General features: G+C 71.3%; 21 protein-coding genes. 7 read left to right on the forward strand and 14 right to left on the reverse strand.

The genetic code is table 11. The features are described 5' to 3' along the window. Together ACIRL2_RS18525 and ACIRL2_RS18530 are read left to right on the forward strand one after the other, a co-directional pair. Positions 1-966, forward strand: a 966-nt coding sequence (locus ACIRL2_RS18525) for an NlpC/P60 family protein (protein ID WP_402233326.1), incomplete at its 5' end; no start/stop codon positions are given. A 445-nt stretch (positions 967-1411) separates the two neighbouring features. After that, positions 1412-2116 (forward strand): hypothetical protein, encoded by a 705-nt coding sequence (locus ACIRL2_RS18530; protein WP_402233329.1) that lies wholly within the window; start codon positions 1412-1414, stop codon positions 2114-2116. Positions 2117-2304: 188 nt separating this feature from the next. On the opposite strand, the gene ACIRL2_RS18535 is transcribed toward ACIRL2_RS18530, so the two are convergent. After that, a complete protein-coding gene (locus ACIRL2_RS18535; protein ID WP_395860115.1) occupies positions 2305-2700 on the reverse strand; it encodes an SRPBCC domain-containing protein in 396 nt (131 codons plus the stop codon). A gap of 5 nt (positions 2701-2705) precedes the next feature. Next, positions 2706-3308: a CGNR zinc finger domain-containing protein gene (locus tag ACIRL2_RS18540; protein WP_395860117.1), complete on the reverse strand. Its 603-nt coding sequence runs from the start codon at positions 3306-3308 to the stop codon at positions 2706-2708. Positions 3309-3496: 188 nt separating this feature from the next. On the opposite strand from ACIRL2_RS18540, the gene ACIRL2_RS18545 reads away from it, so the two are divergent. Both ACIRL2_RS18545 and ACIRL2_RS18550 read left to right on the forward strand, forming a co-directional pair. Continuing rightward, on the forward strand, positions 3497-4606 hold the full coding sequence (locus ACIRL2_RS18545; protein WP_402233332.1) for an acyl-CoA dehydrogenase family protein: 1110 nt from the start codon (positions 3497-3499) through the stop codon (positions 4604-4606). Positions 4607-4859: 253 nt separating this feature from the next. Beyond that, the gene (locus ACIRL2_RS18550) at positions 4860-5486 is read left to right on the forward strand and encodes an alpha-ketoglutarate-dependent dioxygenase AlkB (protein ID WP_395860120.1); all 627 of its coding nucleotides are present in this window, start codon (positions 4860-4862) and stop codon (positions 5484-5486) included. 80 nt (positions 5487-5566) lie between these two features. Here ACIRL2_RS18550 and ppk2 read toward each other — a convergent pair whose 3' ends face one another. From ppk2 to ACIRL2_RS18575, 5 genes are all read right to left on the reverse strand, one after another. Continuing rightward, positions 5567-6535 carry a polyphosphate kinase 2 gene (ppk2, locus tag ACIRL2_RS18555; protein WP_395860121.1) on the reverse strand — a complete coding sequence of 323 codons (969 nt, stop codon included), beginning with the start codon at positions 6533-6535 and terminating at the stop codon, positions 5567-5569. Between the two features lie 295 nt (positions 6536-6830). After that, a complete protein-coding gene (locus tag ACIRL2_RS18560; RefSeq protein WP_395860123.1) occupies positions 6831-7772 on the reverse strand; it encodes a YihY/virulence factor BrkB family protein in 942 nt (313 codons plus the stop codon). Positions 7773-7861: 89 nt separating this feature from the next. Further along, the gene (locus tag ACIRL2_RS18565) at positions 7862-8257 is read right to left on the reverse strand and encodes an ATP-binding protein (protein WP_395860125.1); all 396 of its coding nucleotides are present in this window, start codon (positions 8255-8257) and stop codon (positions 7862-7864) included. Then, positions 8254-8610 (reverse strand): PRC-barrel domain containing protein, encoded by a 357-nt coding sequence (locus ACIRL2_RS18570; RefSeq protein ID WP_402233337.1) that lies wholly within the window; start codon positions 8608-8610, stop codon positions 8254-8256. The genes ACIRL2_RS18565 and ACIRL2_RS18570 overlap by 4 nt, the downstream gene beginning before the upstream one ends. A 314-nt stretch (positions 8611-8924) precedes the next feature. Further along, entirely contained in the window at positions 8925-9518 is a 594-nt protein-coding gene (locus ACIRL2_RS18575) for a hypothetical protein (RefSeq protein WP_395860129.1), read from the reverse strand. Between the two features lie 525 nt (positions 9519-10043). Between ACIRL2_RS18575 and ACIRL2_RS18580 the strand changes: the two genes are divergently transcribed. Continuing rightward, positions 10044-11726, forward strand: a complete 1683-nt coding sequence (locus ACIRL2_RS18580) for an FKBP-type peptidyl-prolyl cis-trans isomerase (protein ID WP_402233340.1) — start codon at positions 10044-10046, stop codon at positions 11724-11726. Positions 11727-12074: 348 nt separating this feature from the next. Here the strand turns inward: ACIRL2_RS18580 and ACIRL2_RS18585 are convergent, their stop codons facing one another. From ACIRL2_RS18585 to ACIRL2_RS18595, 3 genes are all read right to left on the reverse strand, one after another. After that, positions 12075-13235 (reverse strand): serine hydrolase domain-containing protein, encoded by a 1161-nt coding sequence (locus ACIRL2_RS18585; protein ID WP_402233342.1) that lies wholly within the window; start codon positions 13233-13235, stop codon positions 12075-12077. A 228-nt stretch (positions 13236-13463) separates the two neighbouring features. After that, entirely contained in the window at positions 13464-13940 is a 477-nt protein-coding gene (locus ACIRL2_RS18590) for a Clp protease N-terminal domain-containing protein (protein WP_402233345.1), read from the reverse strand. Then, positions 13927-14172: a hypothetical protein gene (locus ACIRL2_RS18595; protein WP_395860137.1), complete on the reverse strand. Its 246-nt coding sequence runs from the start codon at positions 14170-14172 to the stop codon at positions 13927-13929. Before ACIRL2_RS18595 ends, ACIRL2_RS18590 begins: the two co-directional genes overlap by 14 nt. 262 nt (positions 14173-14434) lie before the next feature. Here ACIRL2_RS18595 and ACIRL2_RS18600 point away from each other — a divergent pair, with 262 nt between their 5' ends. Next, the gene (locus ACIRL2_RS18600) at positions 14435-15379 is read left to right on the forward strand and encodes an NAD(P)H-binding protein (protein ID WP_402233348.1); all 945 of its coding nucleotides are present in this window, start codon (positions 14435-14437) and stop codon (positions 15377-15379) included. A gap of 25 nt (positions 15380-15404) precedes the next feature. Here ACIRL2_RS18600 and ACIRL2_RS18605 read toward each other — a convergent pair whose 3' ends face one another. The 4 genes from ACIRL2_RS18605 to ACIRL2_RS18620 all read right to left on the reverse strand — a co-directional run bounded on the left by ACIRL2_RS18605 (position 15405) and on the right by ACIRL2_RS18620 (position 20986). Further along, entirely contained in the window at positions 15405-16832 is a 1428-nt protein-coding gene (locus tag ACIRL2_RS18605) for an amino acid permease (RefSeq protein ID WP_402233351.1), read from the reverse strand. Positions 16833-16939: 107 nt separating this feature from the next. Further along, positions 16940-17773, reverse strand: a complete 834-nt coding sequence (locus ACIRL2_RS18610; protein WP_395860143.1) for a M55 family metallopeptidase — start codon at positions 17771-17773, stop codon at positions 16940-16942. Continuing rightward, positions 17770-19164: a diaminopimelate decarboxylase gene (locus ACIRL2_RS18615; protein ID WP_395860145.1), complete on the reverse strand. Its 1395-nt coding sequence runs from the start codon at positions 19162-19164 to the stop codon at positions 17770-17772. The genes ACIRL2_RS18610 and ACIRL2_RS18615 overlap by 4 nt, the downstream gene beginning before the upstream one ends. A gap of 169 nt (positions 19165-19333) precedes the next feature. Continuing rightward, a complete protein-coding gene (locus ACIRL2_RS18620) occupies positions 19334-20986 on the reverse strand; it encodes a PucR family transcriptional regulator (protein ID WP_395860147.1) in 1653 nt (550 codons plus the stop codon). A gap of 464 nt (positions 20987-21450) precedes the next feature. Here ACIRL2_RS18620 and ACIRL2_RS18625 point away from each other — a divergent pair, with 464 nt between their 5' ends. Beyond that, positions 21451-21909: an ATP-binding protein gene (locus tag ACIRL2_RS18625; protein WP_395860149.1), complete on the forward strand. Its 459-nt coding sequence runs from the start codon at positions 21451-21453 to the stop codon at positions 21907-21909. Positions 21910-21917 lie beyond the last annotated feature (8 nt).

The following is a 21917-nucleotide window of genomic DNA, read 5'->3' on the forward strand; positions in this document are numbered from 1 at the left end:
GCGGATCCCGCGCAGTCGTTCCAGCAGACCAAGGAACGCGTCAACCAACTGCACAGCGACGTGATCAAGGCCACCGACGCCGCCAACGGCGTCGACGAGCAGATCACCAAGCAACAGGCCACCGCGAACCAGACGCAGACCCGGATCGCCGAGGAACAGGCCGCGCTGAACGCCCTGCGCGACCAGATCGGAGTCCTGGCGGCCAACCAGTACCGCAGCGGCGGCCTGCCGCCGTCGCTCTCGCTCGCGCTCAGCGGCGACCCCGAAGGCTTCCTGCAGAAGTCGCAGATGATGTCCCAGCTCGACGGCCGACAGGCCGCCAAGCTGAAGCAGATCGCGGCGCAGGCCCGAGCTCTCCAACAGGACCGCACCGAGGCCTCCTCGCAGCTCGCGGAACTGGAGAAGCTGCGCTCCGAACTGAACAAGAACAAGACCGAGATCCAGACCAAGCTCGCCGAGGCCCAACGACTGCTGAACACGCTCAGCGAGAAGCAGAAGAAGGAAGTCCTCGACTCGAACGAGCACAAGACCGACGCCGCCGCTCCCCGTGGCGACACCGACCGCAGCTCGCGGGACAAGCCGGACACACCGCCGCCGGCGAACAACGTCCCCGTCTCCGGCCGGGCCGCGGCCGCGGTCGCGTTCGCGAAGGCGCAGATCGGCAAGCCGTACTCGCCTCGGGCCGTGGGTCCCAGCTCCTACGACTGCTCGGGACTGACCCAGGCTTCGTGGAAGGCCGCCAACGTCTCGCTGAGTCGCACCACTTGGACCCAGGTCAACGACGGCCCGCGGATCTCCAAGGACGCGCTGCAGCCGGGCGACCTGGTGTTCTACTACTCGGACAACTCGCACGTGGGCATCTACATCGGCGGCGGCCAGATAGTGCACGCCCCGCGCCCGGGCAAGAACGTGACCATAGCGCCGGTCTTCTCGATGGAGTTCTACGCGGCCGTTCGACCCGGTTAGGCCCATCGGTCGCGCGCCGAGCCTTCTACGGTTTCCTCTCCCGGACACATTCCGACCGGCCCGCTCGGCGCGCATCGACCGAGAGCGTGCGCGCGTCAGGACAGCCGCGAGGCCCGAAGCGACCGGCGGCTGTCCTGCCCACGTCCGTCGACGTCGAAGTCCGCGTGCGGCCCGCCGATCGACCACACGAGGCTGCCGAGGGGTACGTCCGGAACCCGCGCCGTGGTCGACCTGGGCGCGGCAAAGCCCGGACGGCTCCTGGTAGTTGGCCGATAGAGCACCTACCCCTGTACGTACCCCCGTGCCCCGTGTCGGTCCCGCTGCTCGTCCCACGCGCATGCCCTGAACCGACCTTCCCGGCACAGACGACGCCAGGCCGTCCCCACCGCACCGCCACGTTCTGCGATGCGGGGAACCAGTCGCAGGGCGACGACGTCACATCACCATGGCCGAGTCGAACGCACGACCACCCGCCACCCGGACGATCATCGTCGTCGCCGCCACACTGATCGCCGCCGCCTGCCTCGGGATCGGACTGTGGCTCCTGCTCGCAGGAGACGACGACGACAAACCCACGGCCGGAGAGCCGATCCGAACGGCGTCCGATACTCCGGTCACCGCATCGGTCGGCACTCCCGTCGCCTCACCCTCCGCCGGCTCCACCGAAACTCCGGTCACCCCGAGCGCTACGCCGCCGGGCACCACATCACCCGGCAGCCGACCGCCCGCCAAACCCACCGACGGTCGCCTCGACACGCGGACCATCTCCTTCGCCGACGCCCGCGGCCTCCCCAAGGTGTTCGCCATCGCCGAATCGGCGACACAGGATGCGGACGTCCTGGCGGGGCTGTTCGCCGGGGCCCCGACCAAGCGGCCTTCGGAACCCGTTCCCGCGACCGACTTCGCCCACAACGTCGTGATCTCCGTGACCGTCGAAGCGGGTTGCCTCGACCCCGAGGGCGCCCGGCTGTACGCGAACGGGAGCCGGCTCAGGCTCGACGTGCGCTTCCCCGATCGCAACACCCCGCCGGAATGCCTCGCCCCGTACATCCGGCTCGCGCGCTTCGAGGTCCCGCGCGCATCCGTGCCGAGCCGACCGGTCCTCGACGGCAGAACACCGGCGATCCCGTCCGCGAACGCCCGCCCCTGACAAGAGCGTTGCATCTGCGCGGGGACGGCGACCCGGAAACACGCCGGCGAGCATCGCCGACACCGGGCCGCGCGCGGTAAGACGGTCGGCGAGCGCGGTCGGCTCTGCTGCCGCATCGCCCGAGCCGTTTCGTCGCGCTCACCGTGACGATCACGCGGCATCGCCGGCGTGCGGATTGCGCGCCGCCGTCAGTGCCCGTCGAGGACGCCGGCGACCCGGTCCATGACGTGCTCCCACCGTGTCCGCTGCCGTTCGCGCTCCTGGGCGCTCGCCAGGCGCTCTTGGTGGAAGCGGAGCATCGTCCGGGCCCCGTCGGCGGTGGGGGCGACGGCGACCTGGATCGTGGTGGTGCCGTGGGTGACCCGGATACGGTCCTGCGGGCGGTAGCCGCGCACCTCCCCGGCCGCGCCCGCGTCCGTCCGGTAGGGGGTGCCGCGCTCCGGGGCGAGGGCCGCCCCGGAGCCGAGCCAGATGGCGATCCCCTCCGGGCTGCTGATGAAGTCCCAGACGACCGGCACGGGGTGGGGCAACGTGCGGGACACGCCGATCTGCCAGCCGGCGTCCTTGGTCAGTCCTGTGGGCATCGTTGTCATCCTTCCTCGGAGTGACGGGCGCGCAGCGCCCTCACCTTGTGACGGTTGCCGCAGTGCTCCATGGAGCACCAGCGGCGGCTGCCGGGGCGTGAGGTATCGACGTAGACGAGGTGGCAATCCTCGGCGGCGCAGGTACGGATACGGTGCGCGAAGGGTCCGGTCAGCAACTCGACCGCGTCCCGGGCGACGGTGGCCGCCAGGTGCGTGCCGCCATGGGTTTCGGCCCACTGCCGCTTCCCGGTCGGTGCGATGGCGGGGGCCAGCGCCGGACGGGCTGCCGCCTCGTTGACGACCTCCAGGTCGCCGGGCGGGTACGGCTCGCCGCGTGTGTGGGCGAGGATCACCCGCAGCAGTGCGTCGCGCAGCCTTCGCAGGTCGGCCACCTGGGCTTCGGTGACCTCCAACACGGGCGTCGGCGTCAGCCGCGACCGCTCCGCCCAGGCGGCCACGTCGACGGGCTCGTGCAACACCTCGTACCGGCGGTAGGGGCCGGGACCGCCGGTGACCAACAGCTCCAGACACAGCGCGCCAGGGTCGAACCGGTAGGCGACGCCGGTATGGGAACGCAGGGTCAGACCCTTGCTGCCGAACGAATCCATGTAACCAATATAACCGGTTACACGTTGGACGTGCCAAGCACCGGCTTCGCTTGTGAGCTTCGGCTGCGGTTTCGACTCGGCTTCGGCTTCGGCATGGGAGGCTCGCCCTTCGAAACGACGAGTCCGGCCCGCCGTTCGCGTCGCGGGAACCCACTCCGACGTCCCCACGAGACTTCTAGGCTGGGCCGGTGACTTCACCGTTTGCGGTTTCCAGGGAAGAACAGCGGTTCGTCGACGCGGCGCGGGATCTGGCCCGGCAGTTCGCGGCAGCGGCGGACCGGCACGATCATGAGGCCACCCTCCCGGTCGCCAATCTGACGGCGTTACACGAGGCCGGCTTGGACCTGGCCGCGATGCCCCGGGAGCGAGGCGGTTCCGGGCTGTCCTACCAGGCGCTCGGAGAGATCCTCGGCATCGTCGGCAAGGCGTGCCCGTCGACGGCGTGCGTCTGGATGATGCATCTGGGCGCGGCGCAGGCGCTGGTCGGCTACGGACCGCAGTTCTACGCGGAGGAGTTGGCGGCGGGCAAACGGTTCGCGAACGCGCTGTCGGAGCCGACCGGCGGGAACCTCTTCCTGATGCCGCTCCAGCGGGCCGAACCGGTGGACGGCGGATTCGAACTGGACGGCGCGAAGCGGTTCGTGTCCGGGTGCGAGATCGCGGACCACTTCCTGGTCAATGCGCTGCTCGACGAGGGACCGGCGTTCTTCGGGGTGAGCCGGGACGACAGCATCGAGATGGTGTCGATCTGGGACTCGATGGGCCTGCGCGGCACCCGCAGCCAGTTGGTGAACTTCCGCAACACCCTGCTGCGTCACGAGAACCGATGCCGGATCGTCGACCCGACGGCGCCGAACATCATCGCGCTCGGCCTACCGTGGCTGTCGATCGGCATCGCCGAGGCCGCGCTCGACGCGGCGACCGACCATGCCCGCAAACGTGTCGTTCCGAGTACCGGCAAACCGGTCGGCGACATGCAATGGGTCCATTTCGACGCCGCCGACGCCCATGTGAGGCTCTTGGCGGCACGCACCCTCGCGGAACGATCCATGTGGCTCGCCGACCGGAACGCGCCCGGCGCCCTCGTCGCCGCCGTGGAAGCGAAGCTCTACGCCAACGAAGTGGCGAAATCGATCGCGGAGTTCGGGCTCCGGGTCGGCGGCGGCTCGGGCTTTCTGCGGTCCTCCCCGATCCAGCGACACTTCCGCGACGCCCAGGCGGGCGCACTGATGGCCTTCTCGGTCGAGGTCTGCCGAGACATGATCGGCAAAGGCCTCACCGGCGGCGAACAGCCCTGAAGCCGGCCGACTGCCGCCGCCCACCGCCGCTCCTCGCCGTGCCGTGCCGTGGCGGTCGGTGGCGGCGGTGGCCGTCGGGCGGTCGACTACGGCGACCAGCGTCCACCGCCGACGGCCCACGGCACGCACCAGACACCGGCGGCGACGAACAGCGCCCGACCGGGACAAATCTGGACGGGCATCTCGACGCCCGCGTTCGACACCCCGATCGCGTCTCGAACGCATGTTCGGCTGGATGGAGTATCGTGGCGGAATGTCGGATTGTCTCCAGGGTTCGCTCTTCGACCAGAGCGACGTCATCCGTGTCGGGCCGCCGCGCGGCCTGCGACGCACCATGCTGGGCGACGGCGCCTGGATCGACGAGCTGCCGGGCTGGGTTGCCGGCGCGGACGCGTTGTTCGCCGCGCTGGCCGAGAGCGTCCCGTGGCGGGCCGAGCGTCGGCGCATGTACGAACGGGTGGTCGACGTTCCTCGCCTGCTCGCCTACTACGGCGCTGCCGACGAGCTGCCCCACCCCGCCCTCGCCGAGGCGCGCGACCGGCTCTCCGAGCACTACGCGGCGGAACTCGGCGAGCCCTTCGTCAGCGCGGGGCTGTGCCTGTACCGCGACGGCCACGACAGCGTCGCCTGGCACGGCGACCGCAACGGCCGCGGAGCCCGCGAGAACACCATGGTCGCGATCGCGTCCGTCGGCACTCCGCGAGATCTCCTGCTCCGCCCGCGCGGTGGCGGTGAAACGGTACGGCGCCCACTCGGCCACGGTGACCTGATCGTCATGGGCGGCACCTGCCAGCGCACCTGGGAGCACGCGATCCCCAAGACGACCAGGGCGACAGGACCGCGGATCAGCATCCAGTTCCGGCCACGCGGCATCGGCTGAGCGGCGGCGACCCGGCCGCCACGGGCATCGAGCACCGCCTTTCGACCTCACCGTGCGGCGAGGTCGAAAGGCGGACGGGCCTACTGCTGTGGATGCTCGCCGGGTGTGCCGTCGGGGTGCGCGAGGGGAGTGGGGGAAAGGTCGCTGCTCTCCTCGCCGGGTTCCAGGAGTGTTCCGGCGGCGCCGACGATGAGCGGGTCGGGTACGCCGATCACCGCCTCGTCCTTGGCGGGGTAGTCCAGGCGCGTCAGCAGGCTGCGCATGGCTTCGAGCCGGCCGCGCCGTTTGTCGTTGGTCTTGACCACCGTCCACGGCGCGTGCTCGGTGTCGGTCGCCCGGAACATGTCGACCTTGGCCTTCGTGTAGTCGTCCCAGCGGTCCAGCGACCGGAGATCGACCGGGGAGAGCTTCCACTGGCGCACGGGGTCGACCTGGCGGATCGCAAAGCGTGTACGTTGCTCCGCCCGGGAGACGGAGAACCAGAATTTCACCAGCAGGATCCCGTCCTCCACGAGCATCCGCTCGAAATCCGGACACTGGGCGAGAAAGAGCCGGTGCTGCTCTTCGGTGCAGAATCCCATCACCGGTTCGACGCCGGCCCGGTTGTACCAGGACCGGTCGAAGAAGACGATCTCCCCGCCCGCGGGAAGATGCTCGACGTACCGCTGGAAGTACCACTGTGACGCTTCGCGCTCGGTGGGTGTGCCGAGGGCCACGACTTGAGCACCACGCGGGTTCAGGCGCTCGGTGAATCGCTGGATCGTGCCGCCCTTGCCTGCGGCGTCCCTGCCCTCGCAGATCACCACCAAGCGCTGTCCGGTCTCCTTGACCCACCGCTGGAGTTTCAGCAGTTCGATCTGAAGCACCCGCTTGGCACGCTCGTACTCCACCCGGCGGATCTTGCGCTCGTACGGAAAATTCTCCCGCCAGGTCTGAAGGGGCTGTCCCCTCGCATCCAGCAGCACGGGCTGCTCCGGCCTGCTGGAATCCACGGTCAGCCCCTTGAGCAACCGCGGCTCTGGGCCACTGTCGACGTCTCCGGTATTCACACACTGCGTGTGCCCGCCCGTCCCGCTCGTACGCGGGCCGGCCGGTCGGAGATGATGATGATGCTCGGCACGTCCGGGAGCGGGCCGTCGACCAGGAGGTCGACGTACGTCGGCGCCGGTGTTTCGGTATTCGGCGGCGGGACCCCGGCACACCCCTCACGGTTTCCGGCACGAAGGTCGCCCGCGCCGGTGGCGCCGCACGAGGCGGTCGATGACCGGGCCGCGCGGGGCAGGGCGACCCGGACGAACACTTCGAACCGGCGCCCGCCACGGGAAGTCGTCGTCCGCCGGATCCTCAGGTGCCCGGATCCGGTTGCACCGGCTCGGGCAAGTGGGCGCGGACCGCCTCCAGTTGGGCGGCGAACGCCAGGCCCAGAAAGAGCGCGATCGAGGTCAGGTAGGCCCACAGGATCAAGGACACGAACGCGCTGAGGGGGCCGTACACGGAGTCGAAGGAGCCGCTGAGCCGAATGTAGAGGCCGAGCAGCCACGACAGCAGCACCCACAACACCAGGTACACGGCCGCCCCGAACGCCAGCCAGGTAAACCCGGGTTGGCGGCGGCGCGGCGACCACCGGAAGACCGCGGACGCGGAGATCAGCGCGAGTGTGACGCCCACCGGCCAGCACAGGATGCCCCACACCGTGCGCTGCGTGTCGCTCCAGCCGTACACGTCGGCGGCGGCCCCGACGATGTCGCGGCCGGCCACGGTCAACAGCACGCCGAGGCCGATCGGGATGCCGACCACCACGGTCATCGCTGCGGCGCGGCCGTACTTGTGGAGGAACGGGCGATCACGCTCGACGCCGTAGATGCGGTTCGCGCCGCGCTCGATCTGGCTCATCGCGGTCGCGATGTTGACCAGCGAGAACACCAGTCCCAGGGAGAGCGCGACCGCGCTGCCCCCGCCCGCGTCGCGCAGCGTGTCCTGCACGACGGCCGAACTGGGGCCCGTCGACAGCCGGGCGAGCACCGCGGAGACGAACCGGCCGAATTTGTCGGTGTGCAGGACCCGAGAGAGTCCGACGACGGCGATCGCGAACGGCAGTACCGACAGCACCGCCTGGAGCGCGAGCGCGCGGGAGTGGGTGAACCCGTCCGCATAGCGAAAGCGAACGAACGCGTTCTTGACCAGTGTCCAGCCGCCGTACCGGCGCAATGTCAACCACGCCTCGTCGGCGGAGAGTTCCTCGCCCTTCATGTCCCGCGTCTGTGGAACTCGTTTCGCTGTGCCCATGCACCGCTTCTGCCCACCGGTCACGAATGCAGCACTCGGGAAGGGAGCGTGTCGGTTCGTGCACGCACCGTGCCGACGCGGTGGCGGATTCAGCGCATGATGTGGGCGCGCACGTGCTTGCCCGTGGCGTGCTGTTCCACGGTCCACCGGGTGGTGAGCAAGTCGAGCAGGCGCAGTCCGTAACCACCGTCGCCGTTCGCGGGACGCTGGAGTACGAGGAGGTCGCGGGCCCGATCCCCCACCCCGATCTCGACTCCGTCACAGGTGCGGGTCAGCGTCAACTCGGCCTGGCCGTAGGCATGGCGGATGACGTTGCCCACGAGTTCCGAGACGATCTGCACGACATCGTCCACGCGGTCCTCGGTCCATCCCCAGGCGCCGAGGACGTCTCGAACCGTGGCACGGACCTCGGCCAGGGTGCCGGGGGCGTTCGACACGGCCCAACTCCGGGTGGCGGCGGACGGGTCGGGCGGCGGGGTGGTCATGTCCTGGCTCCAGCCGCTCCTGGTGGTTGGGGTGGACGTCCGCAGTGTCGATCGACGTGCTTGTTCTTGTCGAACTCGGGTGAGTTCTTGAGCTGTTCCTTGCTGCACACGACGTGGACGACCTTGTTCTCCGGGTCGATGCTCGCGATCGTGCCCGCGGGGAGCAGGACGTGCTTGCCGAAGATCCACGCACCGGTGTCCACCACCAGGTGTGATATGTCGACGTCGTCGTTGTACTTGTCGACCTTGCCGATGTGGCCGTCGAAGGCGTCCACCTTGTAGCCGGTCAGGCTCGTGCCGGCGGTGTATCCGGACTCGGGACGGTGACCCCACACGCTGGGCCCGGTGCTCATGGAGACTCTCCTCGGTTCTCGACGAATCCCGCAGTGGGTGGCGGAGCACCATGTGGTCGGAACTCGTGGGATGCGATGGTTGGACGCTCCTCTGCCCCGCAGCCCCCACTCCATGCCTCGTTCGCATCCTCATCGGCCCGGGGCGCCGCCGAGACCCTCGGTGAAGGTCTCGGCCGACGCGGCGCCCACCCGCGAAAGCGATCGAGGCCGCTCTGTAACGCCCCTATCCCGGGTGGGGCTCGGCGTCCCCAGGATCCACCGTGCGGCGAGCCCGGACGGTGGCCGCATCACACCGGGTGGCGGGGTCGGTGCGGTCAGGGTCGGCCGAAGGTTGCCGCGGCGATCCTGGTCCGCGTGTCCTCCAGACGACGGGACTGCGCTTCGGCGCGGTTCAGGAGTTCGTCCAGTTCCTGTGCGGACAAGCGCCGGTCGTGGTCGGCCACGGCGCGCAGGCTCCGCCAGCACGACGCCTTGCCTTCGACGCCCATGCGCATGGTCTCGAGTTCGATGACGCTGCTCAGGGGCGAACGCCCGAGCAGTCGGCCGTTGGGTTTCAGCCTCGCCGCTCGTTCCGTGGCCCAGGCGAGGACGGCCTTCGCGGGTGGTGGCGCGATCCCCAGATCGCTCATGATCCGCTTCAGCGACTGGCGATCCTGGGCCACCTCGTCCGCGATGGCGGACAGCGCGGGCCCGTGCACCCGGCCCCTGTGGTTGCGTGCGATGCGGCGGGCGAGGCTTTCGCCACCGGTGGAGCCGGCGAAGTGGTCGCCCAGGTAGATGCGAAGCAGGCGCGCGGCGTCGGAGTCGTCCCCGGAGGACGGCTTCCCGGGGTGCTTGCGCCGCCGCGCCTGCTGGAAGGCCGTGGGTGGCGCCGGTCGAGAAGGTTGTCGCCGCGACGGGTCCGACATGGGGGGCTCCTTCCGGATGGGCTACATCGCCAGGCCCGGGTACCCGCTTGGAACGACTCGATACCCGGACCCATGGGTCGGGTGGAAGGGCCGGCACGTCCCTCCGGGCCGGGTCGGGTGGAAGGGCCGGCACGTCCCTCCGGGCCGGGCCGGCCGAGCCGCATGCGCGGGAAACCGGGCGCGGCCGCATGCGGCACGGCCCGGCGGGAGCGGCGACGCGTGCGCGCATCGTGTCCCGGGCTTCGCCCGAAGCGACGCCCGCTCCTTCGGTCGGGCGGGTGCCCTGCTCCGCCGCTTCCGGGGCCGCGCGGCCGGCGTCGGTGAACACCGTCGCCTCCCGCCAGGGTCCGCACCCGGAGCGAGGTCGGACTCGGCTCCGGGCGTCGGCGGTCGCCGAAGGCGGCGCGTGGGCGGCGGCCGGGGCTTGCGTCAAGCCCACGCTAGGGTTCGGTTCGATGGATGCTGGTCGACGGTCTGCGGCGGGCCTTCCCGTGTGCCGCGGGGCGGGCGCTGGTGGGGAGCGGCATGAGCGAACTGACGGCTGACGACCCGTCGCGGATCGGGCCGTTCCGGATCGAGCGGCGGCTCGGCCAAGGCGGCATGGGGCGGGTCTACCTCGGCCGGTCGCCGTCCGGTCGGGCGGTGGCGATCAAGGTCGTCCGGCCCGAACTCGCGGACGACGCGGACTTCCGGCGGCGATTCGCACGCGAGGTGGCCGCCGCCCGCGCGGTAGGCGGGGCGTTCACGGCCGCCGTGGTGGACGCAGCACCGGACGCGCCGAGTCCGTGGCTTGCCACGGTGTACGTCGACGGCATGTCGTTGTCCGAAGCGGTGGCGGCCCACGGCCCGTGGCCGAGCGCCGAGTCGCGGATGTTGGGCGCCGGGCTGGCCGAGGCCCTCGCCGCGATCCACGGGGTCGGGGTGATCCACCGCGACCTGAAGCCGTCGAACGTCATGCTGGCCCCGGCCGGGCCCGTGGTGATCGACTTCGGCATCTCGTTGGCGTCCGAGGCGAGCGCGCTCACCCATACCGGCAGCACGGTCGGCTCCCCCGGCTTCATGTCGCCCGAGCAGTGTGGCGGGCTCGCGATCGGACCGGCGTCGGACGTTTTCTCGCTCGGCGCGGTGTTGGTCTTCGCGGCACGCGGAGAGGGCCCGTTCGGCACCGGGCCCACACCCGCGCTGCTGTATCGCGTCGTGCACAACCCGCCCGCGCTCGACGGCGTACCCCCGGCGTTGCTCCCGTTGTTGTCCGCGTGCCTGGCCAAGTCGCCGGAGGACCGTCCGACGGCGGCCGAGGTGCTCACCGAACTGGCGGTCACGACCGTCCCGGGGTCGGGGAGGCGCCGGTGGCTGCCGGACGGTGTGGCGGAGGCGATCGCGGGTCGCGCCGAGACCGGGGACGGGGTCGATGCGGGAGCTGCGGCCTCCCCCGCCGCCACGCCGGATGCCGAGGGCGTGGCCCATACGGCACACCCGCCACACCCGCCACACGCGTCGGCCCCGGTCGGCCCGCCGGCAGACGACCAGCCCCTGCCACCGATCCCCCCGCCGCCGGTGACGGCGCCCCCGACACCGTTCGCGCCACCGCCGACGACGTCGGGTACACGGCGGCGCCCACGTCGGGTCCTCACGGCAGCGGTTGCGGCGATCGTGGTCACGGCCGCGGTCGTCGCGGCCCTGCTCGCCACGCGCGAGGACGGCCGCGACCACCGCAACGCGACCGGCACGGGCGCCGTTTCGCCGAAGCCCGTCGTCACGACCCCCGGCATCGGCGCTCCTCCGTCCGGCGGAACGGCACCAACCTCACCTTCCGCCACCAGCACAGGGGACGACACGTCGCGCGGCGCGCCCGACATGCGCCGGCTCACCCTCGGCCCTGCCGACAAGATGGACGTTCGCGTCCTCGCGCTCGGATCGGGCGCCGAGGTCAAGGCCGGGCAACGCGTCGAAGTGCGCTACACCGGCTTCTACTATGCGGACGGCGTGGTCTTCGATTCCACGTGGACCAGCGGCAGCACGTCCAGCTTCGCCATCGGCGTCGGGCAGTTGATCCAGGGCTGGGACGAGGGTCTGGTCGGCCAACGGGTGGGTAGCCGCGTGCAGTTGGTGATCCCACCCGGCAAGGCGTACGGCGCCGCGCCCCCGGGGGACATCCGGCCGAACGCGACCCTCGTGTTCGTCGTCGACCTGCTGGCCGCGACCTGATCGGTTCGAGTCCGCCCCGGAGGCGAACCGGGCGATCGACCCGGCCACACCGACGCTGGCGGTCACCGTGCTTCCGTCCGGAATCCGCGAGGACCGGCCGCTCCCGTCGACCCACACCATCCCCGAGGAGCGCCGAGTCCTGTTTCGCACCCCACCTGCGAGCGGACCGACCCGGCGCCTCCGGCAGCGGGGCAACAGGCGCCCACCATCCGGCAGTAGCGCCACCGGCCACGGCACCGACCCCACGCGGAAGGAGAGTTCGCACGGGGTCGATGCGGTAACCCTCGCGTCGCCGGGTTCGCGGACGGACGGGACGCGGGCCGCGCGGCCGATGTTGTCACTCGGTGTTCAGGTATGGAGGCGGCGGCAGAACCACGCCTGGAGTAGATCGGTGAAGATGCCGATGGGGTCGTCCCACCCGCCTTCGCTCCAGTCGCCGTTGACGTTGACGGTGAACATGCGTTCGCCATCGCGAGCGCCATAGGTGTAGGACCACGATCCGAAGAGCGCGCCGCCCATGCCCCAGACCGTTTCACCGCAGGGCAGTCTCACCGAGGAAACGCCGAGGCCGTAGGCGGAGTCGGAGATCCAGTCGCGGGTGGGCACGGTCTCGAACATGTCGCGTTGTCGGTCCGCCGGGAGTATCCGGCCTCCCAGCAGGGCACCGAAGAATCGGTTGAGGTCACCGGCGGTGGAGATCATGCCGCCGGCTGCCCAGAACATCGATGCGTCGAACTCGGTCGCGTCGTGAACCGGCGCGCCGGGGTCGGTCCGGAAGAGCTTCGTGTAGTGCCGGGAGTGCGTCCCGTGGATCGTCGGGTCGCTGCCGCGTGGCAGATACGTGCCGGCCAGACCGAGCGGGCGGGCAATCCGCTCCGTGATCTCCTCGGCAAGCGTGCGGCCGGTGGCCCGTTCGATGATCATGCCCGCCAGGATGTAGTTGGTGTTCGAGTACGCCCAGCCCGAGCCCGGGGCGAAGGTGGGCGGATGGGATGCGGCGATCCGCACGAGTGACTCGGGAGTGTGTGTCTCGGAACGGTTCAGCGCTTCCTGGTCATCGGTGTAGTTGAAGATCCCGCTGGTGTGGTTGAGCAACATCCTGATGCTCACCCCGGCACCGTCGTGGCGCAGGCCGTGATCCACGCCGGGCAGCCACCGTTCCGCGGTGTCGTCCAGGCTGAGCCGGCCTTCGGCCGCCAGTTGCAGCACGACGGTGGCCACGAACGTCTTGCTGATGCTGCCGATGCGGAATCGGTCCTGCCGTGAGCGCGTGCGGCCGGTTCGGGTGTCGGCCACTCCCGCGGTCCCGAACCACTGCCGGTCGCCGTCGCGGACCTCGGCGAGAATGCCGGGAAGGCCACCGCGAGTCACGGCTTGCCGAAGCAGGAGCCGGATCGCCTCGTAGCCCTCGGCCTCCGATGCCGACGCGGCCTCGGATACGGCGCCCACATCCGTGGCCGGTTCGGCGTCCGGTCCGCTGCCATCCGTACGAGCGGTGTGTCGGTGCATTCATTCTCCTTGTCGCGCGCAACGCGAAGATGGCCGCCCGGCCCTCTCCACGGCGTGATTTCGTCGGCCCACCGACCCGTTGACTCCGGCCCCCGGGCGCACCGGCTTCTACCCCAGGCTTGGGCCCAGCGCCCGTGCGATCCGTCGCGTACGCCCACAGGGCTCTGCGCACATCCCGGCCAGGGCACGCCCGCGAGGCGGGTCGGCCGGGTCGGCTGCTTTCGGTGCTCAGCGGTCCCGGCTGTCGAGCGTCTGCCGCGCGTGGTCCGCCAGTTCGGCCCGATCGACACCGGCCAAGGCGAGAGCGCGCGGCACGGTGCCGATGCGAGCCTGCAGGATCCCGAGGAGCAGATGTGTCGACCGCAGGTCCTTCTTGCGCGCGAGGGCGAAGCTCCGCTCCAGTGCGAGTCTGGCGGACGCGCCCATCCTGGGCTGCTCGCGAGCGCGGCTCGGCCCGGGAAGGTCATAGGCCGCCGGAGACACTCCGATCATGCTCAGGCTGTGCTCGAACTCCCGGTCCAGTGCCTCGCGGACAGCAACGCGATCGAGCCCGGCCGAGGCCAGGACCTGCTGTGCGGTGGACCCCTGATCGGCGGCGATCGACATCAGGAGATGGTGCGCGTCGATCGTCGCCGACCCGTCCTCGTGGGCTTCGTGCGTCGCCCGCACGATGACCGCGTGCAGGTACTTGTCAAACGCGCTCATCGCCGCGTCTCCTCAGCTTGACTCCGGCGGCGATGAGCCGCTTGGCGTGCTTCTTGTGGACGGCCTGGCGGGTGATACCGAGCGCCTCGGATACCTGCGGCCAACCCCAGCCCGCTCGCATGGCCTGCTCGACGGCGGCGTCCTCCAGTTGATCGGCGAGGCGCCGCAACGCCACGACAGCCGCCAGGCTGTCGGCGGGCTCCGGTGGAAGGGGATTCTTGGCGGCCGACATACAAGCAACTGTAGTTGACTAATGGAGATAGTCAACCCGAGTTGCCAAAGACCGGGACGGGCCGGGTCGCCATCGATTCCTCGCGGCCCCGATCATCCGCACACTCCCGCCCCACCGCGGCCGGGATCTCCTGGTGGCGCGGCGCCGGGGCCTGGTGATACACCCGAACCTGCGGCCGGCCGGAAGGTGCCGCGGCCGATCCGACCCGGCGTCGGGTGCCGGAGCGTCTCGACCCGGGCCCCGATCGAGAGACGAGACAACCATGCAGATCGCTGTCACAACCCCGACCGGCAACGTCGGCCGTCACGTCGTGGCGACGTTGCTTCGCGCCGGAATCCGGCCGCGCGTGCTGCTGCGCGAGCCCGACCGACTGGCTCCCGACATCCGGGAGGAGGTGGACGCGGTGCGGGTCGACCAATACGACGCCGACGCCGTGGTGGCCGCCACCAAGGCTGTCGACGCACTGTTCTGGGTGGACCCGACCACCGGCGGCGAGGACCCCCTCGCCGACTACGCCCGCGCCACCGAAAGCGTGGTCCGCGCCGTCACCGCCAACCGGATCGGCCGCGTCGTCTTCCAAAGCAGCGTCGGCGCCGAGAAGCGGCACGGCGCCGGCGAGATCGACGGCCTGGCACACACCGAAACCGCCCTGGACGACACCGGCGTCGACGTCACCCACCTGCGCTGCGGCTACTTCTTCACCAACCTCGAACTCCAACTCGACGCCCTGCGAGCCGGCCTCCTCCAGGTGATCCTTCCGCTCGACCGGCCGATGGCCTGGGTGGCGCCGCGCGACATCGCCGAAGTCGCCGCCACCCGCCTGCTCTCCCCCGACTGGTCCGGACGCCACGTACAGGCCGTGCACGGACCCACCGACCTCACCTGGCGACAGGTCGCCGAAATCCTCACCGCCGCCACCGGCCGCCGGATCGACGTCGAACGCGTCACCGACGACGCCATGCGCGACCTGCTCCACCGGGCCGGGATGACCGACGCACTGGTCGAGGCGGTGCTCGGCATGTCGACCGGCCTGCGGAAGAACTTCGAGCCCGAACAACCGCGCACCGTGCGGACCACCACCCCGACCACGCTCGCCGCCTGGGCCCACGACCATCTCAAACACCGGATCGACGAAACCGCCGATGCCCCGGCCGACCCGGCGGCTCTCCGCCCGGCCGCCCGAGGCGGGGAGGACCCGGGGCGGTAACGCCTGGGGGTGTCGGATCCGTTCGCTACGGAGTGGACATGGCTTCCGGGACGGCCTTCGTGCCCCGGACGTCACCCGATCCGGTCGCACGGGGGCCGTAGGCCCGGCGTGCCCCGTACGCGACGAGCACGACCGCGAGGCTGCCCAGGCTGGTGAACAGTTGCGTGCGCTGGTCGTCGATGACCGCCATGGCCACGAGCACCGCGACGAAGCCCGCCATCACGATCCAGGTGAGGTAGGGGAACAGCCACATCTTCAGGGCCAGTCGCTCCGGGGCCTCGCGCTCCAGCCGCCGGCGCATGCGCAGTTGCGAGGCGCCGATCATGACGTACATGAAGATGGCGATCGCGCCGGAGGAGTTGACCAGGTACGTGAACACGGTGTCCGGCGACAGGTACGCGAGCACCACCGAGACCCAGCCGACGACCGTGCCCGCCAGGATCGCCCGGACCGGGACGTTGCGCTTGCTGGTCTTGACCGACCACTTGGGGGCGTCCCCGTGCGAGGCCAGCGCGAAGAGCATGCGCGAGGACACGTACACCGACGAGTTGAGCACGCTGAGCACCGCGGTGAGGATCACGACGTCCATCACGGTGCCCGCGCCGGGCAGGCCGATGATGTCCCACGCGGCGACGTACGGGCTCGCCAGCACCTCGGCGCCGTCCCACGGGACGATCGTGACGACGAGGAAGATCGAGCCGACGTAGAACAGGATGATCCGCCAGATGATGCCGGTCGTGGCCCGCGCCACCGAGCGCTCGGGTTCCTTGCTTTCGGCGGCGGCGATCGTGACGATCTCGGCGCCGCCGAAGGCGAAGATGACCACGACGATGGCGGAGAAGATCGACGTGAAGCCGTTCGGCGCGAAGCCACCGTGCGAGGTGAGGTTGGAGAAGTCGAGCGAACTGCCCGGCCACGCGCCGAACACATGTAGGCCGCCGACCACGAGGAACGCGATGATCGCGGCGACCTTGACCGAGGAGAACCAGAACTCGAACTCGCCGAAGGACTTCACCGACAGCAGATTCGTCGCGGTCATCACCGCCATCAGCGCCATCGCCAGCACCCACAGGGGCAGGTCGAGCCAGGCGTGCAGGATCGCGGCGCCCGCGACCGCCTCCACGGCCACGATGATCACGTAGTAGTACCAATACAGCCAGCCGATCGTGAAACCCGCCCAGGGGCCGATGGCGCTGCGCGCGTAGTCCGAGAACGAACCCGAGGACGGTCTCGCGACGACCATCTCGCCGAGCATGCGCATCGTGCACAACACCAGCGCGCCGGCGAGACAGTAGGACACGATCGCGGCCGGCCCGGCGGTCTTGATGACGCTGCCGCTGCCGACGAAGAGACCGGCCCCGATCGCCCCGCCGATCGCGATCATCGCCATGTGCCGATTGCGGAGCGAGCGGCTGAGTTGGGGTTGTTCGGTCGGGGGTGTGTGCTGCGACATGGAGACTCCTGCGAAGCGGGGAACGGTGGAGGCAGCGGGAAACAACGGCGTGAGGGTGCGGCGGTGAGCCGGTACGGAAGCCCGATCGGCGGCGGAGGCGGGACCGGTCAGGTCCAGTCGCCCTCGCGGCCGGCGCCGATCACCCAGGTCAGTGCCCGGAACCGGCGCAACGCCTCGCGGGCGTCGGGGGCTTGCAGGCGGACGGTGCGCGGGCCGACGACGTCGACCCCGCCCATCGCGCTCGCGCGTTCGGCGAGGTAGGGGCTGTCCACGTCCACCTCGACCAGATGTGCGGCGGGCGTCGCGGTGGGCCGATCCGGCGGGCCCGCCAGCGCGGCGGCGGCCTCGCGGCGGATGTCGGTCGCCGTCGCGGCCGGTGTGCGGCAGATCGCCGCGTGGCGGGAGATCGCCGTCTTGACCGTGACCGTGCGGCAGCCCGGCGCGTACCGTTCGGCCTCGGCGCAGGTCAGGTCGTCACCGGTGACCAGCACCACCGGGACGCCGGCCTCCGCGGCGACGAGTGCGTTGAAGCTTCCCTCGTCGACGGGGCGTCCGTCGACACGTACGGCGAGCACGCTGTGCGAGAGGTAGGTGTGCGCGAGTACGCCGGCCTCGCCCGCACCGGTGTGGTAGCCGACGAACGCCAGCGCGTCCACGTCGAGTTCGAGTCCTTGCAGCATGCCCAGCGGTTTGTTGCGGCCGACGATGAGCACCGCGCGCGGGTCGAGTTCCTCCAGGAGCACGTTGTCCATGCCGCAGTGCGCGTCGTTGACGATCACCTCGTCCGCGCCGCCGTCCAGGAATCCGGCCACGGCCGCGTTGACGTCGCCGGTGAGCAGGCGTCGGAAGCGTTCGTAGCGCGGGTTGCCGGCGCTCACGTCGGCGGGCAGCACCGTGCCGGTGGCGCCCTCCATGTCGGCGGAGATCAGGACGCGGGTCATACCGCAACCTCCTCGGGGTCGGGACAGTCGTGCTCGGACCGGTTCCCCGAGGAAGTCGTGGACACCAGGTCCACCAGGGCGTGCACGTGTGCCGCGCCGCTCTCCTGGACCACTTCGCGAACGGTCTGCGCCTCGCGGACGGTGGCCAGGCGCACCTCGTCGTCGACGACGCGGTAGCCGTACACCGCCGGTCGGGGCAGCGAGTTGTAGGCGAAGTGGGACGAGAAGTAGTAGGCGCCGGTGTCGTACAGCGCGACGACGTCGCCCGGTTCGAGCAGTGGCAGGGCGCGGCCGACGGCGGTCAGGTCGCCGGCGAAGCAGCACGGCCCCGCGACGTCCTGGATCTCCTCCGGCGCGGTCTTGGGCCGGCCGTGCGCGTCGAACGCGCCCACGCGCAGCGGCCACGCCTGGGGCATGAACACCGTGCGGGTGGCCACCTGGGCGCCCGCGTGGGTGATCGCGATCCGTCGGCCGCCCGCGCTCTTGGTGTACTCCACGAGCGAGGCGATCGTGCCGTTCTTGGCGAGCAGCGAGCGGCCGAACTCGGTGACCAACCGGTAGCGGCCGTCCAGGAGTTCGGGTACGGCCGCGCGCAGTTCGGCGACGTAGTCGGCGAAGGTCGGGTCGTCCTCGTCGCCGGCGAAGTTCACCGGCAGGCCGCCGCCGATGTCCAGGCCGGTGATCTGTCGGCGGCCCAGGACGGAGTTGATGTGCTCGGCCAATTCGTAGGTCGCGCGCAGGCCGGCGGCGATCAGCGACAGGGGGCAGCCCTGGGAGCCGACGTGCGCGTGCAGCCGGTTCAGCCACGGTCGGCGGGCGAACGCCTCGACCACGGCGTCGACGGCCCCCGGGTCGCGCAGGGCGATGCCGAACTTGGACGTGGTGGTCGCGGTGCTCATCGCACCGATCGTGCCGGCGCCGACCTGCGGGTTGATCCGGATCCCGATCGGTCCCGCGGCCGGGCGCTCGGCCACGATCGCGTCGATGCGGGCCAGTTCCTGGAAGTTGTCGACGTTGACGGCGATGCCGTGCGCGAGGGCGTACCGCAACTCCTCGACCGTCTTGGCGGGGCTGTCCAGGACGAGCCGATCGGGAGTGAACCCGGCCGCGAGGGCCTGCTCCAGTTCGCCCGGCGAGGCGACCTCGCAGCCCATCCCCGCGTCGGCGAGCAGGCGCAGGACCGGGACCAGGCCGCACGCCTTGGCGGCGAACGTGTGCAGCACGGGCGCGTCGCCGAACGCAGCCGACAGCGCGCCGACCGACGCCCGGATGCCGTCCACGTCCAGCAGTCCCACCAGGGGCTGCTCGGGGCCCAGCAGGCCCTGCTCGACGACTCGGGCCAGGGCCGCCTGTCGGGCCGATCGACGCCGTCGGGCCGCTGCGGAAGTCACGTCCACCACACCTCGAAGATCTCAAGTGTTCGCGACCCGTTCGAGTCGCATGCACAGCTTGGATCCGGGCGTGGGCGGGCGTCAGCGTCCGGCCCGACCAAAGGAGGACGCATCGGTTGTTTGCCTCAACAGGAAAATGATCATGAAAATGGTCGCCGGCCCCCGCGGCTCACCCGTGCTCGCGGTGGGCCAGGCGCAGTCCGATGTCGGCGAGCAGTCGGCCCGTCGGGTCGTCCAGGTCGACGCCGAAGAGCTCCTTGGCCCGGCGCAGCCGATAGCGCAGGGTGTTCGGGTGCACGCTGAGCCCGCGCGCGGCGGCCACGGTGTCGCCGAAGGCGCCCAGGTAGGCGCCGACCGACGCGGAGTACCCCGATCCGTGCAGACGGTCGTGCTCGACCATCGCGTACACCGGTCCGGCCATCGGCCACAGCGGCTCGACCCGGTCCAGCAAGCGCACCAGGGCCGCCTCCGACACCACGTCGGCCGACAGCGCCGACGCCGACGCGGACACCCCGGCCGCCGACGCCCGCTCGCGCAGCACCCGCACCACGATCTCGGCCTCCTCGCGCGCGTCGGGCAACTCGGCCGGCCGACCCGCGATGGGACCGACACCGGCGAAGACCACGGTGCCCGGTACCGACCGGGCCGTGGCGACCAGGTCGCGCGCCGGGTCCGCGTGCGCCTCGCCCGCCGGCGTCAGCACGAACAACCGTCGACCGGCCCGCGCGGTCACACACCCCGGACGAAGCGCCGCCGCCTGCAACGCGAGTACGTCGAGCACCCGCTGCTCGGCGGGCGTGGGCGCGTCGGACGCGGACTCCGTCGTGGGGTTCTCGTACGCCTCGACCACGATCACCGCGTACGGCCGGTCCGGGCGCACCCCCACCGTCCGGGCCGCCCGGTCGGCACCCGCGCCGCCGCTCAGCAACGTGTGCACCGCCTCCTCCCGACGGCGTGCCGCCTCGCGACCGCGGGTCTCGTGGTGCACCAGGTGCGGCAGGGCCGCCCGGGCGGCGGTGCGCAACGCCGCCACCGCGTCCGGCGCGAGCGGGTGCCCGTCCGCCGCGGCCCAGATCGACCCGAGCACCTCGCCGCCGTCGCGCACCGCGATCGCCAACCGCTCCGCGTAGCGGTCGTCGGCGGGCAGCCGGACCACGTCGTCGGTGCCCCACAGGGTGCGGAAGAAGCCGCTCTCGCGCAGTTCGGCCACCCGCCAGCGGGGCACCTCCTGGTTCAGGATGGTCGCCCGGCGCATGGGATCCGGCTCGTGGTCCATCCGGGAGTAGGCCAGCACCCGCGACTGCGGATCCTCGATCGTGATCGCGCCGCCCACCAGGTCGGCGACCGTGTTGGCCAGGCCCGACAGGTCGCCCGGGCGCAGGCTGTCGACCGCGGCGAGTTCGGACGGGCTGCTCTGCGCACAGGCGTTGCGCAACAGGCCGAGCACGTCGGTCCAGCCACGTCCGGGCTGCCGGGTGAGCAGGGCGATCCCGCCGTCTTCGGCCGCCTCGACCGCGGCGGGATCCGCGCCGGTCGCGCCGCGCCGGATCACCAACACGCTCGCCCCCGCGCGCCGGGCCGCGCGCACGGCCTCGACCGCACCGGGCCCGCGCGGCTCCACGCCGACCGCGAGGAGGATCATCCCGGTGAGCGTCGACTCGTCGGCGTCCTCGTCGCCGAGGTCGTAGAGGGTGACCCCGTTCACCGGCACCTCGGTCCCGCGCGGCGCGACCACGACGTCGAGGATCCCGGGGTCGATCAGATCCAGCACCCGCGCCAGCGTCGTCGCGGCGCGACGGCCGGAGGATTCACGCTCGCTCATACGTCCATGATCGCGTGCGTGTCGACGCACCGGTGGGACCGGCACCGCTCCCCCCGCGTCCTCGCCCGCCCCGTCAGGCGTCCCGGCCACCTCGCCGGGGTTCACCACGGACGGGTCGGACGCCGGCGAAGCGGACGATCGTCGGAGCGAACGCGTCGATGCCCGCGCGGGCGAGCCGGCCGGCCGATGCCGGCCCCGCCCCGGGCCGGGCCGGGCCGGGCCGGGCCGGGCCGGGCCGGGATCCGCCTGGGGACGGGGACGGGGCCACGCGCCGCCGTGCGCCCGTCCGGTGGCGCGCGGGCTTCGCCGGTACGACGGCCCGGCGAGACGAGCGTCGTTCCGGCGCGGTACAACGGTGGGATCCGATGTCGAGAACTGGGCCCATTGCCGCACGGGGGAGCCGAGACGGGTGGTCGGCACGCGATGTCCCATGCCTGAACCGACGTTCACCCCGGGGGGAACCCATGGCCGCCGATTTCGAACTTCGCTCCGGGGATTCCTCACCGCACGACGCGCGGCGGTCACCGGCAAGAGGTCCACGCTCGATCACGCTCACGGGCGTCGGCGCCGCGGCCGCCGCGCGCCGGGCCGCACGGGAGTTCCTCGCCCAAAGCCCCGGGGCCGCTCCCGGCCTGGCGGACACCGTGGAGCTGGTCGTCAGCGAACTCGTGACCAACGCGATACGTCACGCGACCGGGCCGTGTCGACTCGAACTCGCCCATGTCGACCGCGGTGTGCGGGTGTCCGTCCACGACGACGCACACGCGGCACCCACTCCCCGGGACCACGGTCCCCTCCGCGTCGGCGGACACGGCCTGGAACTCGTACGCGCCCTCAGCACCGACCTCGTCGTGACCGCCACCGCCACCGGCAAGACCGTCACCGCCCACATCCGCGCCCCCGACACCCCGCCACCCGGGTGAGTCGCCGG

This window comes from Embleya sp. NPDC127516 (assembly GCF_044765325.1).
Classification (GTDB): domain Bacteria; phylum Actinomycetota; class Actinomycetes; order Streptomycetales; family Streptomycetaceae; genus Embleya.